The organism is Nocardia sp. CA-120079, from assembly GCF_050955745.1.
In the GTDB taxonomy this organism is placed as follows: domain Bacteria; phylum Actinomycetota; class Actinomycetes; order Mycobacteriales; family Mycobacteriaceae; genus Nocardia.
Genome location: NZ_CP192088.1, coordinates 6551949 through 6575116, shown reverse-complemented (window position 1 = coordinate 6575116; position 23168 = coordinate 6551949). Strand labels below are relative to the sequence as shown.

Genomic DNA, 23168 nt, shown 5'->3' with positions numbered 1-23168 from the left:
TCGGCGGAGACGATTCCGCGGGAAGGAGCGACATGGCTATCGATGAGAAAGCCGTTGCCGCACTGGCGGATCGGACGCTCGGACCCGAGCACAAGGGCCTGCCGCCCGCGGCGTGGGGCCGCACGGTTCGCGACTTTCTGGACTCCGCGCCACACCTGGACGAGTTCGAAACCCCGGTATTGACCGTCGACCGCGCCGCCGTCGCGGCGAATGTCGCGGTGATGGCCGACTGGGCCGCGGCTGCGGGTGTGCGCCTGGCGCCGCACGGGAAGACCACCATGGCCCCGCAGCTGTGGGCGCAGCAGTTGGCCGCCGGGTGCTGGGGGATCACCTTCGCCACCGTGTGGCAGGTACAGGTGGCCCGGTCGTTCGGCGTCGGACGGATCGTGCTGGCCAATGCACTCGTCGATCCGGTCGGATTGCGCTGGGTCGCCGCAGAATCGGTGCGGGATCCGGAGTTCGAATTCTTCTGCTGGGTCGACAGCGTCGAGACCGTCGCGCTGATGGAGCAGCACCTGACCGGTGATGTGCGAATTCGGGTGATCGTCGAACTCGGTGGGCCGCATGGGCGTACGGGGGCACGCACGGTCGAACAGGCGCATGCGATTGCCGAAGCAGTCGGCCGCGCCGAGCGACTGACGCTGGCCGGAGTCGGCGGTTATGAGGGTGCGCTCGCTCACGATCGCACCCCGGACGGGATCGCCGCCGTCCGGCGCTATCTGGACGAAATCGCCCGCCTGCATCGCGAACTCGCCGCGGCCGGACGCTATCCGGAAGGCGCGATCGTCACCGCGGGCGGCAGCGCCTATCCGGATCTGGTCGTCGAATGTCTGGCCGGACTCGCCGACGAGCAAGGCGTTGCGACCACCGTGGTACTGCGCTCCGGTGCGTACATCATTCACGACGACGGCTTCTATGCGGGCATTTCGCCGCTCGCCGCGCCACGCAGCGAACGACCGCTGCGCTCGGCGATGCACGGCTGGGCGCGGACCGTTTCGCGACCCGAGGCAGAACTCGCGCTGCTGGACGCCGGTAAGCGCGATCTGCCATTCGATGAGGGGCTTCCGGTCCCGCAATTCGTTGCGGGACCGGAAGGTTCGTTGAATCCGGCGGCACATGTCAGTGCGCTCAATGATCAGCACACGTTCCTCCGGCTGCCGGGCGGCGCCGCCGGTGACCTACCGGTCGGCAGTGTGGTGCGGCTCGGTCTGTCGCATCCGTGCACCGCGTTCGACAAGTGGCGGCTGATCCCGGTCATTGATGACGCCGATGCGGAGCGGCCACGTGTTGTCGACCTCGTTCACACCTTCTTCTGACGAGTAACCATGACGGACTTAGTGTTTCGCGATATCGATGTCATAGACGGCACGGGAGCATCACGCTTCCGCGCCGATGTCGGCATCGATCGGGGACGGATCAGCACTATCGCCGACCCGCGAACGATCATCGATGCGGCCCGGTTCATCGACGCGCCTGGTTCGGTGCTCACCCCCGGCTTCATCGATATGCACGCGCACTCCGATCTGCATCTGCTCACCGAGCCCGGCCATTTCCCGAAGATCAGCCAGGGTGTCACCACCGAGGTCATCGGACAGGACGGGCTCTCGTATGCACCGATCGATGACACCACGCTGGCGGTGTTGCGGCGTCAGATCGCGGGATGGAACGGCAATCCCACCGATCTGGACTTCTCCTGGCGCACGGTCGCGGAGTATCTGCACCGGCTCGATCAGGGCATAACACCGAACGCCGCGTACCTCGTACCGCAGGGCACGCTGCGGCTGCTGGTCGTCGGTAGCGAGCAGCGCCCAGCGACGGTGGCGGAGATCCGGCGGATGCGGGACCTGCTCGCACAGGGGCTGCGCGAGGGGGCGGTCGGTATGTCGAGTGGGCTCACATATACGCCCGGAATGTATGCGGACACCGGGGAATTGGCGGCGCTGTGCGAGATCGTCGCCGAATACGGCGGGTTCTATGCGCCGCATACGCGCTCCTACGGTAAAGGCGCGTTGGCGGCATACGCCGAGATGATCGGACTGGCTCGCAGCACCGGCTGCGCACTGCATCTCACCCACGCGACCATGAACTTCGGTGTGAACCGCGGACGCGCACCGGAATTGCTGGCGCTGATAGATGCCGCCCGAGCCGAAGGGTGCGATATCACCCTCGACACGTATCCGTACCTCCCCGGCTCCACGACACTTTCGGCACTGCTGCCGAGCTGGGCGATGTCCGGTGGCCCGGATGCGGCATTGGCTCGCATCGATGATCCCGAGATGCGCGCGCGAATCACGTTGGACGTGAACGTGAACGGTTCCGACGGCTGCCACGGCGTCACGGTCGAATGGGAGACCATTCAAATCAGCGGTGTCGCCAGTGCGGAGCTGGGGGAGTACGTCGGTAAGACCATCGCGGAAATCGCGACCGATACCGATCGCGCACCGGTCGCGGTGTTCTTCGACCTGCTGCGCAGAGATCAGTTGGCCACCACCATTCTGCAGCACGTCGGGCACGAGGAGAACGTGCGCGCGATCATGGTGCACCCGGTGCATATGGGCGGCAGTGACGCACTGCTCGTCGGTGATCGGCCGCATCCGCGCGCCTGGGGCACCTTCCCGCGCTATCTGGGCCATTACGTCCGCGACCTCGGAGTGCTCGGGCTGGAGGAGTGTGTGCACCACCTCACGGGACGGCCCGCGGAGCGCCTGCGACTGAGCGACCGTGGACACGTATTCACCGGGTACGCAGCCGATCTCGTGCTGTTCGACCCATCGACGATCACTGATACCGCGACCTTCGACAACCCGAAGCAGCAGGCGCGCGGCATTCGGCACGTGCTGGTCAACGGTGAATTCGCTATCGAGAACGGTGCGCCCACCGGCAAGCTCGCCGGACGCGCGCTGCGCATGGATGCCACGCGGAAGGAGACATATTGAACGCCATGAGCGCTCTGGAAGTCATGCGCGCCGACCGCGTGCTGACTGTGGTGCGGGCGCCGGAGATTCCGGATCCATTGGCGCTCGCGGATGCGCTGGCGCGCTCCGGGATTCGCACCTTGGAGCTCACCTTCACAACGCCTGGCGTGCTCGATCACCTGCGTATCGCCGCAACAGTTCCCGATGCTGTCGTCGGTGTCGGAACCGTACTGCATGCCGATCAGGCCGCGGCCGCGATCGACAACGGTGCACGGTTCCTCGTCACACCCGGTGTGCGCGCGGAGGTCGCGGCAGTCGCGGCCGAACGCGACATTCCGGTCGTCATGGGCGCTTTCACGCCCACCGAGGTGCTCACCGCACTCGACCTCGGCGCCGCCGCGGTGAAGATCTTCCCCGCCAGGGCGCTCGGTCCCGGCTATTTGAAAGACCTGCGCGGTCCCTTCCCCGATGTGGCGCTCATTCCCTCCGGGGGCGTCAATGCGGGCAATGCCGCCGAATTCCTCGCCAACGGAGCCGTGGCCGTGACCGCGGGTACCGATGTCGTGGCCCCATCCGACGTCGCCGCGGGCCGATGGTCCGAAATCGCCTCGCGCGCGGCGTCATTCGTTCGATCCATGAATTGAGAGGTACCCACATGGGCACCACTGTCGACTGGCTGCGCACCACCACACCCGGATTGCTGGTGCTGTGCGGTCTCGCGATTGCCGTACTGCTGTTCGCCATTATCAAGGTCAAGCTGGAGCCGTTCATCGCGCTGCTGCTCACCGGGCTCGGGCTGGCGCTCGCCGCCGGACTGCCGGTGTCGAAGATCGTCGGTTCGGCGATCAAGCCCGGTGATTCGCTGCTGGAGACCGGTTTCGGCGGCATTCTCGGGCATATCGCGGTCATCATCGGCCTCGGCACGGTGCTCGGTGCGATTCTCGAACGTTCCGGTGGTGCGGATGTTCTGACCGGCAAGTTGCTGAGCATCTTCGGTGAGAGGGGCGCACCGGTCGCCATGGGTCTGCTCGGGCTCATCTTCGGCATCCCGGTCTTCTTCGATATCGGCATCTTCGTGCTCGCACCGCTGATCTATGTGGCCGCCAAGCGCGGTGGGCGATCGCTGGTGCTGTACGCCATGCCGATGTTGGCGGGTCTGTCCATGACCCACGCGTTTCTGCCGCCGCATCCAGGTCCGGTGGCACTGGGTGGACTGCTCGGGGTGAGCCTGGGATGGCTGATCATCATGGGATTCGTCTGCGGCATACCGGGATTCATCGCCGCGGGCATCGTGTGGGGCACCTACATCGGCAAGCGGGTACAGGTCGAGGTGCCTGCCGAGTTCTTGGTGCGGCCGGAGGCCGAGACTGCGGTGAAGGGCGAAGGTCCTGGCACCGCGACAGATCCGGAGGCCGTACGCACCGAGATCCGCCCGCCGGCGGTCGGGCTCATCGGCGGCATCATCGCGATTCCGCTGGTGCTCATCCTCGGTGCGACCTTCGGCAGCCAATGGCTGGACAAGGATTCGCGGCTGCTGCAGGTGCTCACCTTCCTCGGCACACCGGCCGTGGCGCTGTTGATCGCGGTGCTCGTCGCCTTCTATCTGCTCGGTGTGCGGCGCGGTTCCAGTGTGCAGGAGCTCAGTACGCTCACCGCGGAATCGCTGAAGCCGGTCGGCATGCTCTTGCTGGTGGTCGGTGCGGGTGCGTTCTTCGGAAAGGTCATCTCCGCAACCGGCATCGGGACCGCCCTCGCCGATACCATGTCGGCCGCCGGTCTGCCGGTGATCGTCCTCGCGTACATCATCAGCTGCGGTCTGCGCATCGCTCAGGGCTCGGCGACCGTCGCCATCGTGACCACCGGCGGCATTGTCGCGCCGCTGGTCACCGGGCACGGGTACTCGCAGATGGCCATCGCGCTCATCGCCATGGCGATCGCGGCGGGGTCGATCATTCTCAGCCATGTGAACGACGGTGGCTTCTGGATCATCTCGAAGTACTTCAACCTGACGGTGAAGCAGACACTGCAGACCTGGACGGTGCTCGAAACCGTGCTCTCGGTGGTCAGTTTCGCGGTCGCGGCGGTGCTGTTCGCGATTGTCAGCTGAACTCGGGCAGCTGGCTTCAGCCCGGCATCGCGATCGAATCCCGGTGCCGGGCTGGATGATTCGTGCGGCTCGGTTGTCTTCCGGGTCGACCTCCATCATGTTCTTCGAGTCGCTCACTGGAGGTTGCAGTGCGGAACGCGGCCATGCGACTCGGTGCCGTCGTCGGCGCTGTCGAAGCTTAGGTGCTCGATCGAAGTCGCAGAGCGCGGTTCAGTGGAAGTTGCGGAGGGCGGCTGTGCAGCGGGTGGCTTGGGCGCGGACGGCTGTGACGAGTTCGGGTGGGCCGTTGAGCAATGTGAAGTCGATATCGACCGAGGTGATCATCCAGACCAGTGCCTCCGGAGTATCCGCGCCGACGTGCAGTTGGCAGGTGTGGTCATCGACGGCTTCGATAACGCCCATACCGGGCCAGACATGCGGTGCGGCGTCTTCGGCGGACCTGTGCAGCAAGGCAATTGCTTGGTAAGGCCAGGCTCTCGAAGACAGTCGTAGCGAAAGGTGGACCGCGACATCGCCTTCCGGAAGTTCCCGTGGCGTGAAACGCGGGCCGGTGGGGGTTCGTGGCGCGATGCGGTCGGCTCGGAAGGTACGCCAGTCACCGCGATCGACATCCCAGGCAACGAGGTACCAGCGCCTGCTGAAGTGCACCAGGCTGTGCGGCTCCACCGTGCGACGGGTGGTGGCACCGCTGTGTGCGCGATAGTCGAAGCGCAAGCGCTCGTGCCGTTGGCAGGCCTCGGCGACGGCCATCAAAGTGTCGGGTTCCACGGTTGCGTCCGGTGTCCCGACCCGGACCGTCGCCCCACGCAGCGTGCGGACCCGGTGGCGCAGCCGCGGCGGCAGCACCTGTTCGAGTTTGGTGAGCGCGCGCAGCGATGCCTCCTCGATGCCCGCGACGGTGCCGTCGGAGGCGCTGCGCAGCCCGACCGCCACCGCAACGGCCTCCTCGTCGTCGAGCAGCAGCGGCGGAAGCGCCGCCCCGGCGCCGAGTCGATAGCCCGCGGCGCCCTGGGTGGCGTGCACCGGGTAGCCGAGTGCGCGCAGCCGATCCACGTCGCGGCGGACTGTGCGGCCGGTGACGCCGAGTCGTTCGGCGAGTTCGGTTCCGGTCCAGTCGCGGTGGGTCTGCAGCAGGGCGAGCAGTTTGAGCAGGCGCGCCGAGGTTTCCAACACGAATCCAGCATGTCAGATGCTTAGGAACGTTCCTGTCCTAAGGGAGTAGTACCGTCGCTTTCATGAACCCCGAACAGGACATCCGCCCCTTCCGCATCGAGATCCCGCAGGCCCAGATCGACGATCTGCACGCCCGGCTGGCGAATACCTTGTGGCCGGATGAAATCCCGGGCGGCGGTTGGGATAAGGGCGCGTCGATCTCGTATATGAAAGGCCTCGCCGATTACTGGCGGTCCGAATACGATTGGCGCGCAGTCGAAGCGCGGCTGAACGAGCTGCCGCAATTCATCACCGATATCGACGGGCGGCAGGTGCACTTCCTGCACATCCGCTCACCCGAACCCGATGCCGTGCCGCTGGTACTGAGCCACGGCTGGCCCGGCTCGTTCATCGAATTCCTCGATGTGATCGGACCTTTGAGCGATCCGCGGGCGCACGGCGGTGATCCAGTCGATGCGTTCCATCTGGTCATCCCGTCGTTGCCCGGATTCGCCTTCTCGGAGCCCGGTCCGAAGGTCGGGGACGGCTCGACCGAACAGTTCGCGCAGGTGGTGGCCAAGTTGATGGCACGGCTCGGCTACGACCGGTACGGGGCGCAGGGCGGCGACGCGGGCTTCTTCGTCTCGACCGAATTGGGACGGATCGCCACCGACCATGTGCTCGGCATCCATGTGAACGGGCCGATCACGCTGCCGTCCTGGAGCGCTGACGGTACGGAACCGGAATACAGCCCGCAGGATCGGGCGAAGCTGGACAAACTCACCGGTAGCGAAAGCTATACGCGCTTCGGCTATGCGATGGTGCAGGCGGGGCGTCCGCAAACCCTGGCGATCGGCATGCACGATTCACCCGCCGGGCTGCTGACCTGGATCGTGGATCTCTTTCAGCGCTGGAGCAATCCCACGCTCGAGTTGCCCGACGAGGCGGTGGATCGCGACGCGCTGCTGACGAATGTCAGCCTCTATTGGTTTACCAAAACCTTCGTCTCATCGATCCGGCTGTACGGGGAGGGGGACTCATGGGGGATGCCTGCGCGGAATCCCGGCGTGCCGACTGCGGCCGCCGTATTCGCCGGTGACAATTCCATTCGCGTACTCGCGGAGCAGCAGCACCACATCGTGCGCTGGACGGAGTACGGCCGGGGTGGTCACTTCGCCGCGATGGAAGCACCGGACCTGCTGACCGACGATGTGCGCGCATTCTTCCGCTCGCTGCGCTGAGCATTGTGTGGGTGTGGCTTGCGCAAGGTCAGGGCGCGTGCGGGCCTCGGTAGCGTTCGGCCATGGCGAAAGCCGTCGCGGCGAGCCGGTCGCGGAATTCCGGAGGGTCGAGAACCTCGCAGAATTCGCCGAGCGGCAGGATCGCCCCCGCCAGAACCTCATAGGACTCCGAGGGAATGGTCACTTCGACCCAGCCCTCGGCATCCGGTTCGGTGGCCGATGCCATCGCCTCGGCGACCGCGGCTGGCTCGTTCATCAGCCGGAGCAGGCGCAGCTGGGCGGCCGCGACCCGGCAGCGGGCCCGCACTCGCAGCATCGATCGGGCGAAATCATCGGCGGACTCCGACCAATGCTCGGCGAGGTCGAAATCGTCTGGCCGCGTGAAGGATTCGCCGATCTGCTCGGCCGAGGTGATCCGGCTGACCCGATAGGAGCGGATGGCTGACCCGTCGCTTGCGACGAGATACCAAGTCCCGGCTTTCAATACGAGGCCGAGTGGATCCAAGCGGCGTTCGACGGCTCGATCCTTGCGCCGATACCGGATATCAAGTCGTCTGTCGTGCCACAAGGCGTCGGCAACCACTGCGAGCGTTGGTGTTTCGTCGGGGCGATGGAACCAGCCCGGCGCGTCCACATGGACGCGTTCCGCGATTCGTGTTGCCCGGCCACGCAATTCAGGCGGCAGTGCGGCGAGCACTTTGAGCTGCGCGGTCGCCAATACCGTGCCGAGTCCGAGATCGGCAGCGGCCGCGGGTTGTCCGGCCAGCAGTACCGCATCGGCTTCCTCGGTGGTGAGACCGGTCAACCGGGTGCGGTACCCGTCGACGAGCCGCACGCCGCCCGTCCGGCCAGGTTCGCTGTAGATCGGCACGCCCGCGGCGGAAAGCGCCTCGATATCGCGATACACCGTGCGCACCGACACCTCCAGCTCGCGCGCCAGCTCCGGCCCGGTGGTCCGGCCGCGGGTTTGGAGCAGCAACAACAGCTGCACCAGTCGACTCGCTCGCATGATTCGAGATTAGCCATAAAACCTGACAGAAGATGTCAGGTTTTGCTCGTACCGTCGACCCCATGACCACATGGAGCCAGTTCACCGAAGAAGCCCCGCGCATCGCCACCGTCTTCACTCGTCGGCACCAGGCCACCGGCAATCTCTGCATGCTCGGCACCCTGCGCTCCGACGGCTTCCCCCGCATCAGCCCCATAGAACCGCGGATCTTCGAGGGCATGCTGGTAATCGCGGGCATGCCGAACACCACCAAATTCAAGGACCTCGCCCGCGACCCGCGCTTCTGCCTGCACACCGCAACCGTCGACACCCAAGTCGGCGACGGTGACGCAAAACTCTTCGGCACCGTCATCGACCTCCCGGACAAGGAAGTCCACGCCCGCTTCGCCCAGCAACTGTTCGACGAAACCGGCTTCGACATCCGCGGCCAAGAGTTCGACCACTTCTACACTGCGGACCTGACCAGTGCCTCCACTGTCGAGGTCACCGACGATCACCTGGACATCACCATCTGGAAGCCCGGGCAGGGGGAGCGAGTGGTGCGCAAGCACTGAGAGCGGCTGGTCGGCGGTGATCAGCTGAGGCAGTTCGGCAGTGATCACCGCCGGATCAGACGGTGCGCTTTCATGGGCTCGTCACTCGCCGTTCGACCGCCCGTGCGGGTGTGATCCGATGAGAAGTCGCTTCGGCGGGCCTCCCGCGCGGAGAGCTTCGACGCGGATCACCGCCCGGCCAAGAACTCGGCGCAGCAGGACCGAGCGGCGCCCATCGAGGATTCGCTTCACGAAGACCCATTCGCGTGGACGACGGTTGCCCACTCCGTGGACGCGCGATGGTCTGAGCACAGTGATGGGGCGGCCGCTGTCGAGCGAGACCTGCTCTGCGGCAACCTTGTTCGCTGCGTAGCCGACGCGGGAGTTGTAGTCGATATGGCCAGGCGCCACTGTCGGTGCGGATTCGGGTAGTGGGCCGTCGAATCGAGGCTCGACATCCGAATTCGCGTGGTTGCCAGCGGGATCGATGTATACCGCCTTGCTGGACAGCAATACCGTCGAACCGGCTTCCGCCGCTAGTTCCACCAGGGCTCGAGCGTGGTCGGCGGTGTAGCAGGCGCAGTCGACGAGGAGATCTACTCCGGCGGCCGACTCTCGCTGCATGTCGGCGCGATCTCCGGAGATGAAACTCACACCGGCCGTTCGGAGTTCGACGGGGAGGCGGATACGTCCCGTCACTCGCACCTGCCAGCCGGCAGCCGCCATCCGCAATGCGATAGCGCGTCCGATCACGCCGGACCCACCCACGATCAGTGCATCAGGCACCATTCGAGTCTAGCGCAACGCCTGGGCATCAGTTGGCTGCGGCGAGCTCATCCCTGCGCCGCCGCAGAAAGGTCTGTTCTGCGGTGTTTTCCGTGTGGGCGATGGCGGCTTCGTAGGCCTGAACTGCCTCTGCGGTGCGGCCGAGTCGCCGTAGGAGGTCGGCGCGGATCGCGTGAAACAGGTGGTGATTCGGTAGATCGATCTCAGCGAGCAGCGTGAGCGCCGCATCAGGACCCTCGACTTCACCGACCGCGACGGCGCGGTTCAGCGCCACCATTGGACTCGGTGCTATGGCGGCCAATTGGTCGTAGAGCTGCAGGATTTGTTGCCAGTCGGTGGATTCCGGATCGGGGGCGTCGGCGTGTACGGCGTTGATTGCGGCTTGGATCTGGTAGGGGCCGGGTTTGTTGCGGCGCAAGCACTCTCGGACGAGGGCATGTCCCTCGGCGATGAGGGTGCGGTCCCAACGGTTGCGGTCTTGGTCGGGCAGCGGCACGAGCGATCCGTCCGGGGCGGTGCGAGCGGCTCGACGCGATTCGGTGAGCAGCATCAGCGCGAGCAGTCCGTGTACCTCCGGCTCGTCGGGCATCAGCTCGATGAGTAAGCGCCCCAATCGGATTGCCTCGGCACACAGGTCGGTCCGAACCAGCTGATCTCCGGAGGTGGCGGTATGGCCCTCGGTGAAGATCAGGTAGATGACGGCCGAGACCGCGCGCAGGCGGGCGGGCAGGTCGGCGTCGCGCGGGACTCGATAGGGGATGCGGGCGTCGCGGATCTTGCCCTTGGCGCGGACGAGCCGTTGCGCCATGGTCGATTCGGAAGTCAGGAAGGCGTGGGCGATTTCGGGTGTGGTGAGGCCACCGAGCAGCCGCAATGTCAGTGCCACTTGGGCATTCAGTGATAGAGCCGGGTGGCAGCAGGTGAAGATCAGGCGGAGGCGGTCATCCTCGACGGCGGTCATATCGTCGGGTTCGTTGTCGGCGTGCAGAAGTGCGGCCTCGGCATGGCGGTCGTCGCGAGATGCTTCGCGCCGCAAGCGATCGATGGCTCGGTTGCGCGCAGTGGTGATTATCCAGCCCGGCGGGCTCGGCGGGAGTCCGTCGGTCGGCCAGCGTTGTACGGCGGCGGTGAACGCGTCCTGCACCGCGTCCTCGGCGATGGTGATATCGCCGAAGACGCGGATCAGGCTGGCGACCGCCCGACCGTAGTGTTCGGTGAATACGGCGGCGATCGCGGCATCGGTGACCATCTCAGTGATCGGCCACCGGCCGTACCTCGATCGGCAAGGTGAGTACGGCGGCCATCTTCTTGCCCCAGTCGAGCGCCTCGTCCAGATCGGCTGCCCGGATGACGGTGAATCCGCCTATGTACTCCTTACTTTCGACATACGGACCGTCGGTGACGAGCACATCGTTGCCCTGGGCGCGCAGCACAGTCGCGGTACTCGGCGCATGTAGTCCCGCGGCGAAAACCCAAGCGCCAGCGGCCCGGATCTCGTCGTTCAGCGCGTACAGATCGCGCATGATCTCGTCGAGATCGTCCGGCGGCGCACTGCCTTCGGGCTGATAGATGCTGAGTAGATACTGCTGCACGGCTCGTCCTCATCCCCGCTGGTAGGTGGCGATCACTACGCCGGTGGGAGTGGTCACGCTATCGGCGAGTCGCAGTTCGCCGAGGTCCGTGCCATCGAACAGCCGCCGCCCGCCGCCGACCACGATCGGATGGATCAGCAATAGATAATCGTCGACGAGATCGTTGCGCATCAACGTTTGCAGCAGATCGCCGCTGCCGAGTACTACCAGATCCTGCCGCAGTTCGCGTACCGCGGCGACGACATCGCCGCCGAGCAGTGTGGAGTTCTCCCAAGGCAACGGATCGGTCAACGTCCGGGACGCGACGAACTTCTCGGTCTTGTTCAGCACCTCGGTGTACGGATTGTCGGTTTGGTGCGGCCAGAAGCTGTAGAACTGCTGGTAGGTCCGCCGTCCGAGCAACAGCGCACCGTGATGGGTCGCCATATGCTCGCCCAACACCCTGGCCTGCACGGGGTCGTCGTGGCGATGCGCCCAGCCGCCGTGTAGAAAGCCGTCCCGGGTGTCCTCATCGGCCCCGCCGGGGGACTGCATGACGCCGTCCAGGGTGAGGTGCTCGACCGCGATGATCTTGCTCATGGGGAGTCCTTTCCGTTGGCCGGTCGGTGACCGGCTTCACTACCTACACGAACGGCCCTGCGGCGAATCGACATCGCGGACAGAAATCGGTCGGATATTTCGGTGCACGCCGAAATATCCCGGCGCGATCATGGTGTGGTGCAAATCCGAGGAGCCGAACTGGCCGCACTGGCCACCCTGCTGGCCGACCGCACCCGGGCCGATATGTGCCTGGCCCTGGTCGACGGTCGCGCCTGGACGGCGGGTGAGCTGGCCCGTCACGCCGGAGTCGCGCCGTCCACCGCGACCGAGCACCTGAACCGGCTGTTCGACGGCGGTCTGCTCATCGAACGCCGTCAGGGCAGGCACCGCTACGTGCAGCTGGCGAGCCCGCAGGTCGCCGAGCTATTGGAGACCATGATCGCCCATCTGGAACCGGGGCACCCGGAACCCACGACGCTGCGCGCGTCCACCGCGGCGGCGGCCCTGGCTCGTGGCAGAACCTGCTACGACCACCTCGCGGGCCGACTCGGCGTCGCGATCGCCGCTGCCATGACCGAGCGCGAACTGCTCGATGACGACGGCGGGTTCGCCCTCACCGAGGCGGGTTTGGCATGGCTGACGGGGCCGATGGGCGTCGAGGCGGACACACTGCGGACGCGCCGCCCGATTGCCCGCCCCTGCCTCGACTGGACCGAACGCCGCACTCATCTCGGCGGTGCCGCGGGCGCACAGCTGTGCCGCCGACTGCAGGCACTGGATTGGGTGCGACGCGTCGGATCCGGCCGCGCTATGCGCCTGACCCAGAAGGGTGAGATCGGTCTGCGTGAGGCGCTCGGTATCGATCCCGCAACAGTCGGCTGACACTGCGCCCGTTTTCGCGCAGGATCGATCGAGTGCCGAATCTCTTCGACGCGATTGACCCGCAACCTTCCCGGGTATCACTGCCCGAGCGATGCGGAACCGCCTGGTGACGTGGGCCAGGATAGGTAGAGCAGGACCCCGTTCATGAATGGGCTTGCATAATCGTGCATAATCATCACATGGTTGATTCGTCGAGTAACCCAGTGTTGCGGGTTGCTGTGGCCGGTGCCAGTGGATACGCCGGCGGTGAAGTGCTGCGCCTATTGCTCGGTCATCCGGCCTACCGCGACGGGCGCCTCGTCATCGGGGCGCTGACCGCTGGATCCAATGCGGGCAGCACGCTGGGGGAGCTGCAGCCGCATCTGCTGCCGCTCGCCGATCGCGTGCTCGCGCCGACCACGCTCGATGAGCTGGCCGGTCACGACATCGTCTTCCTCGGCCTGCCGCACGGTCAGTCCGCGGCCATCGCCGAGCAGCTGCCGGAGTCGACCGTGATCATCGACTGCGGCGCCGACTTCCGGCTGACCGATGCGGTGGCCTGGGAGAAGTACTACGGCACCACCCATGCGGGCAGTTGGCCGTACGGCCTACCTGAGCTGCCGGGCGGGCGCGAGCGCCTGCGCGGCGCGCACCGGATCGCCGTGCCCGGCTGCTATCCCACGGTCGCCAGCCTCGCGCTGGCACCGGCGATCGCGGCCGGAATCATCGAACCGAAGGTGAATGTTGTTGCGGTGAGCGGCACTTCGGGTGCGGGCCGCAAACTCGACATCGGCCTGCTCGGGTCCGAGGTGATGGGTTCGGTGCGGGCCTACGGCATCGCGGGCGCGCACCGGCACACCCCGGAGATCGCGCAGAACCTGCAGGCCGCCGGTGGCACCGAGGTCGCCGTCTCGTTCACCCCGGTGCTGGCGCCGATGCCGCGTGGCATCCTCGCGACCTGCACGGCTCCGACCCGAGTCGACGCCGACCAGGCTCGCGCGATCTATGAAAAGGCTTACGCCGACGAACCATTCGTGCAGCTGCTGCCGGAAGGCACACTGCCGCAGACGGGTTCGGTGCTCGGCTCCAATGCCGTGACCCTCCAGGTCGCGGTGGATGCCGATGCCGGACTGCTCGTGGTGATCGGCGCGATCGACAACCTGACCAAGGGCACCGCGGGTGCCGCGGTCCAATCCATGAATCTGGCCGTCGGATTCGACGAGACGGCAGGACTTTCCACCGTAGGAGTGGCACCGTGACGACGATCGAAACTCCGGCCGGCAAGCTGGTCCGGAGCCAGGGCGTGACCGCTCCGCTCGGCTTCCGGGCGGCGGGCATCGCCGCAGGCATCAAGGCCAGCGGAAAACCCGATCTGGCACTGGTATTCAACGAGGGCCCGGAATACGCGGCCGCGGGCGTGTTCACGCGCAACCAGGTGAAGGCCGCACCGGTGCTGTGGTCGCAGCAGGTGCTCACCGCCGGTCGTCTGCGTGCGGTGATCCTGAATTCCGGTGGAGCCAATGCGTGTACCGGTCCGGGCGGATTCCAGGACACCCACCAGACCGCCGAGGAATTGGCCAAGGCACTGAGCAATTGGGGCACCGAGACCGGCGCGGGCGAAATCGCCGTCTGCTCAACGGGTTTGATCGGCGACCGGCTGCCGATGGACAAGGTGGTTCCGGCCGTCACCGAGATCGTGCACGAAATGGGCGGCGGGCTGTCCGGCGGTCTCGACGCGGCATACGCGATCATGACCACCGACACCGTGCCCAAGGAAACGGCCTTCCACCACCGCGACAAGTGGAATGTCGGCGGCATGGCCAAGGGTGCGGGCATGCTCGCCCCATCGCTGGCGACCATGCTGGTAGTGCTCACCACCGATGCCGCCGCAACTGCCGAACAACTGGATCGCGCACTGCGCAACGCGACTCGGCTCACCTTCGACCGGCTCGATGTCGACGGCTCCTGCTCCACCAATGACACCGTGCTGCTGCTCGCCAACGGGGCGAGCGAGGTCACGCCGTCGCAGGAGGACCTCGACGCGGCGGTGCTCGCAGTCTGTGACGATCTGGCCGCCCAGCTGATGGCCGACGCCGAGGGCGTGACCAAGCGCGTGCAGATCACCGTCGCCGGTGCGGTCTCCGAGGACGAGGCGCTGGTCGCGGCGCGCGCCGTCGCCCGCGACAGTCTGGTCAAGACGGCGCTCTTCGGTTCCGACCCGAACTGGGGCCGGGTGCTCGCCGCCGTCGGCATCGCACCGGTCACCCTGGATCCGAACCGGATCTCGGTGTCGTTCAACGGAAATCCGGTCTGCGTCGACAGCGTCGGCGCGCCGGGCGCGCGCGAGGTCGACCTGTCCGGCGCCGATATCGAGGTGCGGATCGAACTGAATGTCGGTGACGGCACCGCCACCGTGCGCACCACCGACCTGTCGCACGGCTATGTCGAAGAGAATTCGGCCTACAGCTCATGAGCGAGCGAACAATCAACACGACCAGCGATGCGGTGCGGGAACTTTCGGCGTTGGACAAGGCGCACGTCCTCGCCGACGCATTGCCGTGGCTGCAGAAGTTCCGCGACAAGATCGTAGTTGTCAAATACGGCGGCAATGCGATGATCGATGCGGAGCTCAAACAGGCCTTCGCCGCCGATATGACGTTCCTGCGCACCGTCGGTGTGCACCCGGTGGTGGTGCACGGCGGTGGACCGCAGATCAGCGCGATGCTGAAAAAGCTCGGGCTGGAAGGTGAATTCCGCGGCGGCTTCCGGGTCACCACACCCGAGGTGATGGATGTGGTGCGGATGGTGCTGTTCGGTCAGGTCGGCCGGGAACTGGTCGGGCTGATCAATGCGCACGGTCCGTACGCGGTCGGCATATCCGGTGAGGACGCGCGCCTGTTCACCGCGACCCGGCGCACCGTCGACGTCGACGGCGAAGCCACCGATATCGGGCTGGTCGGCGATGTCACCGAGGTGAATGCCGACGCCGTGCTCGACCTCATCGGCGCGGGGCGTATTCCGGTGGTTTCCACCATCGCCCCGGACGCTGACGGCGTGGTGCACAACATCAATGCCGACACCGCCGCCGCCGCACTCGCCGAAGGCATCGGCGCGGAAAAACTGGTGATCCTGACCGACGTCGAGGGCCTCTACACCGACTGGCCGGACCGTTCGTCGCTGACCTCGCGCATCGATGCGGCCGAACTGGCCGAGTTGCTCCCGCGTCTGGATGCGGGCATGGTGCCGAAGATGGAAGCCTGCCTGCGCGCCGTGCAGGGCGGGGTGCCGACCGCACATGTCATCGACGGTCGCGTCCCACATTCGGTGCTGCTGGAACTGTTCACCGGAGAAGGAATCGGAACGATGGTGACGCCCGCCCCGCTCCCGACGAGCGCGGCGGACACACTGAACGGAACGAGAATATGAGCGAAACAGCAGAGCTGCAACAGCGGTGGTCCGCCGCGTTGATGAAGAACTACACCACCCCCAAGGTCGCGCTGGTGCGCGGCGCGGGCGCGGTGGTCTACGACGCGGACGGCAGACGCTACGTCGACTTCCTCGGCGGTATCGCGGTCAACAGCTTGGGCCACGCCCACCCGGCGATTCTGGAAGCCGTTACCCAGCAGCTCGGCACGCTGGGCCATACCTCGAATATCTACGCCAACGAACCGGTCATCGAACTGGCCGAACGGCTGCTCGCGCATTTCGGCGACGGTGAATTCGGGGACGGCCACGGCCGCGCGTTCTTCTGCAACTCGGGCACCGAGGCCAATGAGGCGGCGTTCAAGATGGCGCGGCTGACGGGGCGGCACAAGATCATCGCGACCGACGAGGCATTCCACGGCCGGACCATGGGCGCGCTCGCGCTCACCGGACAGCCCGCCAAGCGGACGCCGTTCGAGCCGATGCCCGCGGGTGTCGTCCATGTGCCCTACGGCGATGCGGCGGCGCTCGAGGCGGTCGTCGACGAGGACACCGCGGCGGTATTCCTCGAACCGATCATGGGGGAGAGCGGCGTTGTCGTGCCGCCCATCGACTATCTGGTGAAGGCGCGGGAGATCACCGCGCGTCACGGTGCGCTGCTGATTCTCGACGAGGTGCAGACCGGAATCGGCCGATGCGGAAAGTTCTACGCGCACCAGGCATTCGGCATAGTGCCCGACGTGATCACGCTGGCCAAGGGGCTCGGCGGCGGGCTGCCGATCGGTGCGGTGCTGGCCACCGGACCGGCCGCCGATCTGCTGACGCCGGGTCTGCACGGCACCACGTTCGGCGGCAATGCGGTCTGTGCCGCAGCGGCTTTGGCGGTACTGCGCACCATCGACGACACCGATCTGCTCGCCCATGTCGAATCCGTCGGCAAGCGGCTCAGCGACGGCATCGAGCTGCTCGAGCACCCGCTGATCGACCATGTGCGTGGTGCGGGTCTGCTGCTCGGAATCGTGTTGACCGACGATATCTCGGCCGAGGTCGAGAACCGGGCGCGGGAGGCGGGCTATCTGGTGAATGCGCCCAAGCCCAACATCATTCGGCTCGCGCCGCCGCTGGTGCTCACCGAGACCCAGTCCGACAATTTCGTCGGCGATCTGCCCGAGATCCTGGACGGTGCGATCGCGGATGCCAAGGGGGCCAAATGACACTCCGGCACTTTCTGCGTGACGATGACGTCACGCCTGCCGAGCAAGCCGAAATCCTCGCGCTCGCAGCGGAATTGAAGAAGGATCCATTCGCGCATCGGCCGCTGGAAGGGCCGCGCGGAGTCGGGGTGATCTTCGAGAAGAACTCCACCCGCACGCGGTTCTCCTTCGAAATGGGTATCGCGCAGCTCGGCGGGCACGCGGTGGTGGTCGACGGTCGCGACACCCAGCTCGGTCGCGAGGAGACGCTCGGTGATACCGGCAAGGTGCTCTCGCGCTATGTCGATGCGATCGTGTGGCGTACCTTCGAACAGGTGCGACTGGACGAAATGGCCGTAACCGCAACGGTTCCGATCGTCAACGCTTTGTCCAACGAGTTCCACCCGTGTCAGGTGCTCGCCGATCTGCAGACCCTCGCCGAGCGCAAGGGCGGTCTGGTCGGGCGCAGCCTCACCTACTTCGGTGACGGTGCGAACAATATGGCGCACTCGCTGCTGCTCGGTGGTGTGACCGCGGGTGTGAACATAACCATCGCCGCGCCAACGGGTTTCGAGCCGCTGCCGTGGATTCTGGAGGCCGCACGCAAGCGGGCCGCCGAGACCGGTGCGACCATCACCCTGACCGGCGATCCGGTCGCCGCCGCGGCGGGTGCCGATGCTCTGGTGACCGACACCTGGACCTCCATGGGACAGGAGAACGACGGCCTCGATCGCGTCGGGCCGTTCCGTCCGTTCCAGCTCAACGACGATCTGCTCGCCAAGGCACAGCCGGATGTCGTTGTGCTGCACTGTCTTCCGGCTCATCGCGGTGAGGAGATCACCGACGAGGTGCTCGATGGACCGCACAGCGTGGTGTGGGACGAGGCGGAGAACCGGCTGCACGCACAGAAGGCGCTGCTTGTGTGGTTGTTGGCCAAGAGAGGTGAGGCGCGGTGAGTGTGTGTGGTGCCGCGGGAGTGACAGGATCGAAGGCGGTGGCTCGGTGTGGCCATACCAGCCCTCCATTCATCACGGCGCTCGTGCGGCTCGGCGCGAGACGCGGCAGCGAGGCTCGGCCATGACAGTCCAACCCGACGCGGGCAAGTCCGCCCCCGCTATCGCTCGAACCCGCGCCGGCCGCCAATCCCGCATCATCGAACTGCTGACGGCGCACGCGGTCCGCAGCCAGACCGAACTCGCGGCACTGCTCGCCGCCGAAGGTATCGAAACCACTCAGGCCACCCTGTCCCGCGACCTCGATGAACTCGGCGCCGTGAAATTGCGCGCCGCCGACGGTGGCGCGGGCGTCTACGTGGTACCCGAAGACGGCAGCCCTGTCCGCGGCGTCACCGGCGGCACCGACCGCCTCTCCAAACTCCTCGGCGACCTCTTGGTCTCCACCGATGCCAGCGGCAATATCGCCGTCCTGCGCACCCCGCCAGGTGCCGCCCACTACCTGGCCAGCGCCCTCGACCGCGCCGCCCTCCCGTTCATCGTCGGCACCATCGCCGGGGACGACACCATCGCCGTAATAGCCCGCGAACCCCTCACCGGCGCCGAACTAGCCGCCAAGATCGAGGCACTCGCCTGAGCCGGGAATCTCATCCTCAGCGCGGTCGGCTCGGCACAGCGATCGGTGGCGCATACCTGGTGACTACCTCGCATAGGGCACACAACCTATGCGAGGTAGCCACTACATACGCGATGCGATTGCAGGGTCAGCCGAAGGGGTATTGGCCGCCGCCATGCGGGGTGTTGCTGGGGGTGCCGACGTTGATGATGTCTTGCACGAGGTCGACTAGTGCGCGGCCGATGTCGAGGACGTCGTTGCCGAGGGTGCTGAATTCGCCTGCTATGAGGTGCAGCAGCATGGGTCCGTCCTTCGCCCGCTCCGATAGTTACCGGATAAAGCGTGACATAGCTGGAAGGGGGTGCCAAGGTGCTACGGGAAGGTGGAACTCGGACCCGGTTGTGAATGGGCTTGCATCATCATGCATAATCATTTGCATGACGGTGCGGGCCGCCTGACGTGCGATTTGCGTGCGTCGGTGGGCGCCGCGCCCCGCCGCCCGCGGATGCGGGCACGACCTGCAGACAAGCACGAAACCGAGGAGCACAAAGACATGTCCGAGCGCGTCGTACTCGCCTACTCCGGTGGGCTCGATACCTCCGTTGCGATCAGCTGGATCGGCAAGGAGACCGGCGCCGAGGTCGTGGCGGTCGCCATCGATCTGGGCCAGGGCGGCGAGGACATGAATGTGGTGCGCCGGCGCGCACTGGACTGCGGTGCCGTCGAGGCGATCGTGGTCGATGCTCGCGACGAATTCGCCAACGAGTACTGCCTGCCGACCATCCAGGCCAACGCCATGTACATGGGTCAGTACCCGCTGGTCTCGGCGATCAGCCGCCCGCTCATCGTCAAGCACCTCGTCGAGGCCGCCAAGTTCCACGGCGCGAGCACCGTCGCGCACGGCTGCACCGGTAAGGGCAACGACCAGGTCCGCTTCGAGGTCGGCATCGGCGCGCTCGCCCCCGACCTGAATGTGATCGCCCCGGTCCGCGACTACGCCTGGACCCGGGAGAAGGCCATCGCCTTCGCCGAGGAGAACCAGCTCCCGATCAACGTCACCAAGAAGTCCCCGTTCTCGATCGACCAGAACGTGTGGGGTCGCGCGGTGGAGACGGGCTTCCTCGAGGACCTCTGGAACGCGCCGACCAAGGACGTCTACGACTACACCTCGGACCCGACGGTCAACTTCGAGGCGCCCGACGAACTCATCGTCACCTTCGACAAGGGTGTGCCGGTCGCCATCGACGGCCGCCAGGTCAGCGTGCTCGAGGCCATCGTCGAGCTGAACCATCGTGCGGGCCGCCAGGGTGTCGGCCGCCTCGATATGGTCGAGGACCGGCTCGTCGGCATCAAGAGCCGCGAGATCTACGAGGCCCCAGGCGCCATCGCGCTGATCACCGCGCACCAGGCCCTGGAAAACGTCACCATCGAGCGCGAACTGGGCCGCTACAAGCGGCAGGTCGAGCAGCGCTGGGGCGAGCTGGCCTACGACGGCCTCTGGTTCTCCCCGCTCAAGCGCGCGCTGGACGCCTTCGTCGCCGAGACCCAGCAGCACGTCACCGGCGAGATCCGGATGGTGCTGCACGGCGGTTCGGTCGTGGTCAACGGTCGCCGCTCCGAGCAGTCGCTCTACGACTTCAACCTGGCCACCTACGACGAGGGCGACACCTTCGATCAGTCCCTCGCCAAGGGCTTCGTGCAGATCCACGGCCTGTCCTCCAAGGTCGCGGCGCGTCGCGACCTCAACCAGAAGTAGGCGGTGGCCGCGCCTTCGCTCGGCCGAGCGCGAGAGATTCAGCGACGGACCTCGTCCGACTGCGCCTACTAGGCTCGATCGGGTCGGCGCGCAGTGAGTCGCCGACCCGAAAGGAGCGCTATGCGGACCGACGACGACAGCTGGGATATCGAATCGAGCGTGGGCGCCACCGCCCTCGGCGTCGCCGCAATGCGAGCCGCCGAGAGCCGCCGCGCGGACGCACTGTTCCATGATCCGTACGCCGAAGTGCTGGTGACCGCCGTCGGTTCGGAATCCTGGACGCGCATCGTGCGCGGGGAGATCCCGAATCTCGAGGAGGCCGCGACAGCGGCGATGGGCCCTATTATCTCGGCCCTCATCGCACGCACCTGCTACCTCGACGCCTACGTCCAGGAGGCGGCCGCCGACGGCATCCGGCAGCTCGTCATCCCCGCCGCGGGCCTGGACGCCAGGGCATATCGGTTCGAATGGCCAGTCGGCACAACGGTTTTCGAGCTGGATCTGCCGAAGGTGCTGGAGTTCAAGGAGAGCGCGCTTGCGGATTTTCCGCCCGCGGCAGACCGCCGCGCGATAGCGGTGGATCTGCGTCAGGATTGGCCTGCGGCGTTGCGCGACAATGGATTCGATCCGACCGCGCCGACCGCATGGTTGGTCGAAGGCCTCTTGCGTTACCTCCCCGCGGACGCTCAGGACCGGCTGTTCGACAACATCGTGGCATCGAGTGCACCGGGCAGTCGCATCGCGATCTACCGCTCATCCGGTTCCGCGCCGGACTCGAAGGCATTGCGGGATGCGCGAGCGGCCGGGGTCGACGTGACGGTCGATGTCGGCGAACTGTGGTACTCCGACGAGGGCCGCAGCGATCCGATCGACTGGTTCACCGAACACGGCTGGACGGTGTCGCGCGCCGATCCGGCCGAGGTGCTGCGCAGCCGTGGCCGGGAGGTGTCCGACGCGGCCGCTGCCCACCTGAAGACCGATATTTTGTTCACCGCCCGACGACCCGGAGGAGACAGCACACGATGACGCAGAGCGGCAGCACCAACGAAGGGGCGCTCTGGGGCGGACGTTTCGCGTCCGGACCGGCCGCGGCAATGGCCGCGCTGAGCAAGTCGACCCATTTCGACTGGGCGCTGGCTCCCTACGACATCCGCGCGTCGAAGGCGCACGCGCGCGTGCTGCACAAGGCGGGACTGCTGTCGGAGAGCGACCTCGCCGCCATGCTGTCTGGGCTGGATCGCCTTGCGGCGGACGTGGATTCGGGTGCGTTCGCCCCCGCCGAGGCCGATGAGGACGTGCACGGCGCGTTGGAGCGCGGGCTGATCGAGCGGGTCGGCGCCGAACTGGGCGGTCGACTCCGGGCCGGGCGTTCGCGTAATGACCAGGTGGCCACGCTGTTTCGGATGTGGCTGCGCGATGCGGCCCGCCGGGTCGCCGCCGGACTCCTCGATGTGGTCGACGCGTTGGTCGCCCAGGCCGCCGCGCATCCGGACGCGGTAATGCCCGGCAAGACGCATCTGCAGGCCGCGCAGCCGGTGCTGCTCGCACACCATCTGCTCGCACACGCGCATCCGCTGCTGCGCGATATCGATCGGCTGCGCGACTTCGACAAGCGGGCGGCGGTGTCGCCCTATGGTTCCGGCGCACTGGCCGGATCCTCGCTCGGACTCGATCCGGAAGCCATTGCGGCCGAACTGGATTTCGATGCCGCCGCGGCGAATTCGATCGATGCCACTTCCGCGCGTGATTTCGCGGCCGAGGCGGCCTTCGTGCTCGCCATGATCGGCGTCGATCTGAGCCGGATGGCCGAAGAGGTGATCATCTGGAGCACACCGGAATTCGGCTACATCACCCTCGCCGACGCCTGGTCCACCGGCTCGTCGATCATGCCGCAGAAGAAGAACCCGGACGTCTCCGAACTCACCCGCGGCAAGGCAGGCCGCCTCATCGGCAATCTGACCGGACTGCTGGCGACCCTGAAAGCTCAACCGCTGGCTTACAACCGGGACCTGCAGGAGGACAAGGAACCGCTGTTCGACTCGGTCGCCCAACTCGAACTGCTGCTCCCGGCCATCGCGGGCCTGGTCTCGACGCTCACCTTCCACACCGACCGCATGGCCGAACTGGCCCCCGCCGGTTTCACCCTCGCCACCGATATCGCCGAATGGCTTGTCCGCCAGGGTGTTCCGTTCCGCGTCGCACACGAGGCCGCGGGTGGCTGCGTGCGCGCCGCCGAGGCGCGCGGTGTCGGCCTCGACGAGCTGACCGACGAAGAATTCGCCGCCATCGATCCGGCACTGGCCCCACAGGTCCGCGAAGTGCTCACCGTGCAGGGCTCGATCGCATCCCGCAATGCGCGCGGCGGAACCGCGGGCGTGCAGGTCACGGCGCAACTCGACGACATCCGCAACACCGTCACCACCCTGCGCCCCCTCTTCCCGTAGCTCCCCTCGACGCCCTTACGCGGGCGCGAAATGGTGGGATCGCCGGG

23 protein-coding genes are annotated in these 23168 nt (G+C 66.4%); 16 read left to right on the top strand and 7 right to left on the bottom strand.

Features of this window, described 5'->3' with window-relative positions; all coding sequences use genetic code 11:
* Positions 1-32 precede the first annotated feature (32 nt).
* From ACQPYR_RS30360 to ACQPYR_RS30345, 4 genes are read left to right on the top strand one after another with little or no spacing between them, the layout of a single operon-like run.
* Positions 33-1316, top strand: a complete 1284-nt coding sequence (locus ACQPYR_RS30360; RefSeq protein ID WP_433622335.1) for an amino acid deaminase — start codon at positions 33-35, stop codon at positions 1314-1316.
* Positions 1317-1325: 9 nt separating this feature from the next.
* On the top strand, positions 1326-2936 hold the full coding sequence (locus ACQPYR_RS30355; protein WP_433622334.1) for an N-acyl-D-amino-acid deacylase family protein: 1611 nt from the start codon (positions 1326-1328) through the stop codon (positions 2934-2936).
* Positions 2937-2941: 5 nt separating this feature from the next.
* The gene (locus ACQPYR_RS30350; protein WP_433622333.1) at positions 2942-3559 is read left to right on the top strand and encodes a bifunctional 4-hydroxy-2-oxoglutarate aldolase/2-dehydro-3-deoxy-phosphogluconate aldolase; all 618 of its coding nucleotides are present in this window, start codon (positions 2942-2944) and stop codon (positions 3557-3559) included.
* An 11-nt stretch (positions 3560-3570) separates the two neighbouring features.
* Complete coding sequence (locus tag ACQPYR_RS30345; protein WP_433622332.1) at positions 3571-5022, top strand: GntP family permease; 1452 nt, start codon at positions 3571-3573, stop codon at positions 5020-5022.
* A 210-nt stretch (positions 5023-5232) separates the two neighbouring features.
* Here ACQPYR_RS30345 and ACQPYR_RS30340 read toward each other — a convergent pair whose 3' ends face one another.
* Positions 5233-6195 (bottom strand): helix-turn-helix transcriptional regulator, encoded by a 963-nt coding sequence (locus ACQPYR_RS30340; protein WP_433622331.1) that lies wholly within the window; start codon positions 6193-6195, stop codon positions 5233-5235.
* Positions 6196-6257: 62 nt separating this feature from the next.
* Here ACQPYR_RS30340 and ACQPYR_RS30335 point away from each other — a divergent pair, with 62 nt between their 5' ends.
* The gene (locus ACQPYR_RS30335) at positions 6258-7415 is read left to right on the top strand and encodes an epoxide hydrolase family protein (RefSeq protein WP_433622330.1); all 1158 of its coding nucleotides are present in this window, start codon (positions 6258-6260) and stop codon (positions 7413-7415) included.
* Between the two features lie 28 nt (positions 7416-7443).
* Here the strand turns inward: ACQPYR_RS30335 and ACQPYR_RS30330 are convergent, their stop codons facing one another.
* Positions 7444-8424: a helix-turn-helix transcriptional regulator gene (locus ACQPYR_RS30330; RefSeq protein WP_433622329.1), complete on the bottom strand. Its 981-nt coding sequence runs from the start codon at positions 8422-8424 to the stop codon at positions 7444-7446.
* 62 nt (positions 8425-8486) lie between these two features.
* On the opposite strand from ACQPYR_RS30330, the gene ACQPYR_RS30325 reads away from it, so the two are divergent.
* Positions 8487-8978 (top strand): pyridoxamine 5'-phosphate oxidase family protein, encoded by a 492-nt coding sequence (locus ACQPYR_RS30325; RefSeq protein WP_397054906.1) that lies wholly within the window; start codon positions 8487-8489, stop codon positions 8976-8978.
* A gap of 81 nt (positions 8979-9059) precedes the next feature.
* Here ACQPYR_RS30325 and ACQPYR_RS30320 read toward each other — a convergent pair whose 3' ends face one another.
* The 4 genes from ACQPYR_RS30320 to ACQPYR_RS30305 are packed head-to-tail and all read right to left on the bottom strand — an operon-like array spanning position 9060 to position 11914.
* Positions 9060-9746 carry an NAD-dependent epimerase/dehydratase family protein gene (locus tag ACQPYR_RS30320; RefSeq protein WP_433622328.1) on the bottom strand — a complete coding sequence of 229 codons (687 nt, stop codon included), beginning with the start codon at positions 9744-9746 and terminating at the stop codon, positions 9060-9062.
* Between the two features lie 25 nt (positions 9747-9771).
* Positions 9772-10992, bottom strand: a complete 1221-nt coding sequence (locus tag ACQPYR_RS30315; RefSeq protein WP_433622327.1) for an RNA polymerase sigma factor — start codon at positions 10990-10992, stop codon at positions 9772-9774.
* Between the two features lies 1 nt (position 10993).
* Positions 10994-11335, bottom strand: a complete 342-nt coding sequence (locus tag ACQPYR_RS30310; RefSeq protein WP_433622326.1) for a YciI family protein — start codon at positions 11333-11335, stop codon at positions 10994-10996.
* Between the two features lie 9 nt (positions 11336-11344).
* The gene (locus ACQPYR_RS30305) at positions 11345-11914 is read right to left on the bottom strand and encodes a dihydrofolate reductase family protein (RefSeq protein WP_433622325.1); all 570 of its coding nucleotides are present in this window, start codon (positions 11912-11914) and stop codon (positions 11345-11347) included.
* A 138-nt stretch (positions 11915-12052) separates the two neighbouring features.
* Between ACQPYR_RS30305 and ACQPYR_RS30300 the strand changes: the two genes are divergently transcribed.
* The 7 genes from ACQPYR_RS30300 to ACQPYR_RS30270 all read left to right on the top strand — a co-directional run bounded on the left by ACQPYR_RS30300 (position 12053) and on the right by ACQPYR_RS30270 (position 18942).
* On the top strand, positions 12053-12757 hold the full coding sequence (locus tag ACQPYR_RS30300) for an ArsR/SmtB family transcription factor (protein WP_433622324.1): 705 nt from the start codon (positions 12053-12055) through the stop codon (positions 12755-12757).
* A 179-nt stretch (positions 12758-12936) separates the two neighbouring features.
* Positions 12937-13995, top strand: a complete 1059-nt coding sequence (gene argC / locus ACQPYR_RS30295) for an N-acetyl-gamma-glutamyl-phosphate reductase (RefSeq protein ID WP_433622323.1) — start codon at positions 12937-12939, stop codon at positions 13993-13995.
* On the top strand, positions 13992-15209 hold the full coding sequence (argJ, locus tag ACQPYR_RS30290) for a bifunctional glutamate N-acetyltransferase/amino-acid acetyltransferase ArgJ (protein ID WP_433622322.1): 1218 nt from the start codon (positions 13992-13994) through the stop codon (positions 15207-15209). The genes argC and argJ overlap by 4 nt, the downstream gene beginning before the upstream one ends.
* Positions 15206-16162, top strand: a complete 957-nt coding sequence (gene argB / locus ACQPYR_RS30285) for an acetylglutamate kinase (RefSeq protein WP_433622321.1) — start codon at positions 15206-15208, stop codon at positions 16160-16162. Before argJ ends, argB begins: the two co-directional genes overlap by 4 nt.
* The gene (locus ACQPYR_RS30280) at positions 16159-17373 is read left to right on the top strand and encodes an acetylornithine transaminase (RefSeq protein WP_433622320.1); all 1215 of its coding nucleotides are present in this window, start codon (positions 16159-16161) and stop codon (positions 17371-17373) included. The genes argB and ACQPYR_RS30280 overlap by 4 nt, the downstream gene beginning before the upstream one ends.
* On the top strand, positions 17370-18308 hold the full coding sequence (gene argF, locus ACQPYR_RS30275) for an ornithine carbamoyltransferase (protein WP_433622319.1): 939 nt from the start codon (positions 17370-17372) through the stop codon (positions 18306-18308). Before ACQPYR_RS30280 ends, argF begins: the two co-directional genes overlap by 4 nt.
* Before the next feature lie 121 nt (positions 18309-18429).
* Positions 18430-18942, top strand: a complete 513-nt coding sequence (locus tag ACQPYR_RS30270; protein ID WP_354953026.1) for an arginine repressor — start codon at positions 18430-18432, stop codon at positions 18940-18942.
* 127 nt (positions 18943-19069) lie between these two features.
* On the opposite strand, the gene ACQPYR_RS30265 is transcribed toward ACQPYR_RS30270, so the two are convergent.
* Positions 19070-19222: a hypothetical protein gene (locus ACQPYR_RS30265; protein ID WP_433622318.1), complete on the bottom strand. Its 153-nt coding sequence runs from the start codon at positions 19220-19222 to the stop codon at positions 19070-19072.
* Between the two features lie 252 nt (positions 19223-19474).
* Between ACQPYR_RS30265 and ACQPYR_RS30260 the strand changes: the two genes are divergently transcribed.
* From ACQPYR_RS30260 to argH, 3 genes are all read left to right on the top strand, one after another.
* On the top strand, positions 19475-20677 hold the full coding sequence (locus tag ACQPYR_RS30260; protein ID WP_433622317.1) for an argininosuccinate synthase: 1203 nt from the start codon (positions 19475-19477) through the stop codon (positions 20675-20677).
* A gap of 120 nt (positions 20678-20797) precedes the next feature.
* Entirely contained in the window at positions 20798-21703 is a 906-nt protein-coding gene (locus ACQPYR_RS30255; RefSeq protein WP_433622316.1) for an SAM-dependent methyltransferase, read from the top strand.
* Positions 21700-23121, top strand: coding sequence for an argininosuccinate lyase (gene argH, locus ACQPYR_RS30250; RefSeq protein WP_433622315.1), 1422 nt, complete (start codon positions 21700-21702; stop codon positions 23119-23121). Before ACQPYR_RS30255 ends, argH begins: the two co-directional genes overlap by 4 nt.
* Positions 23122-23168 lie beyond the last annotated feature (47 nt).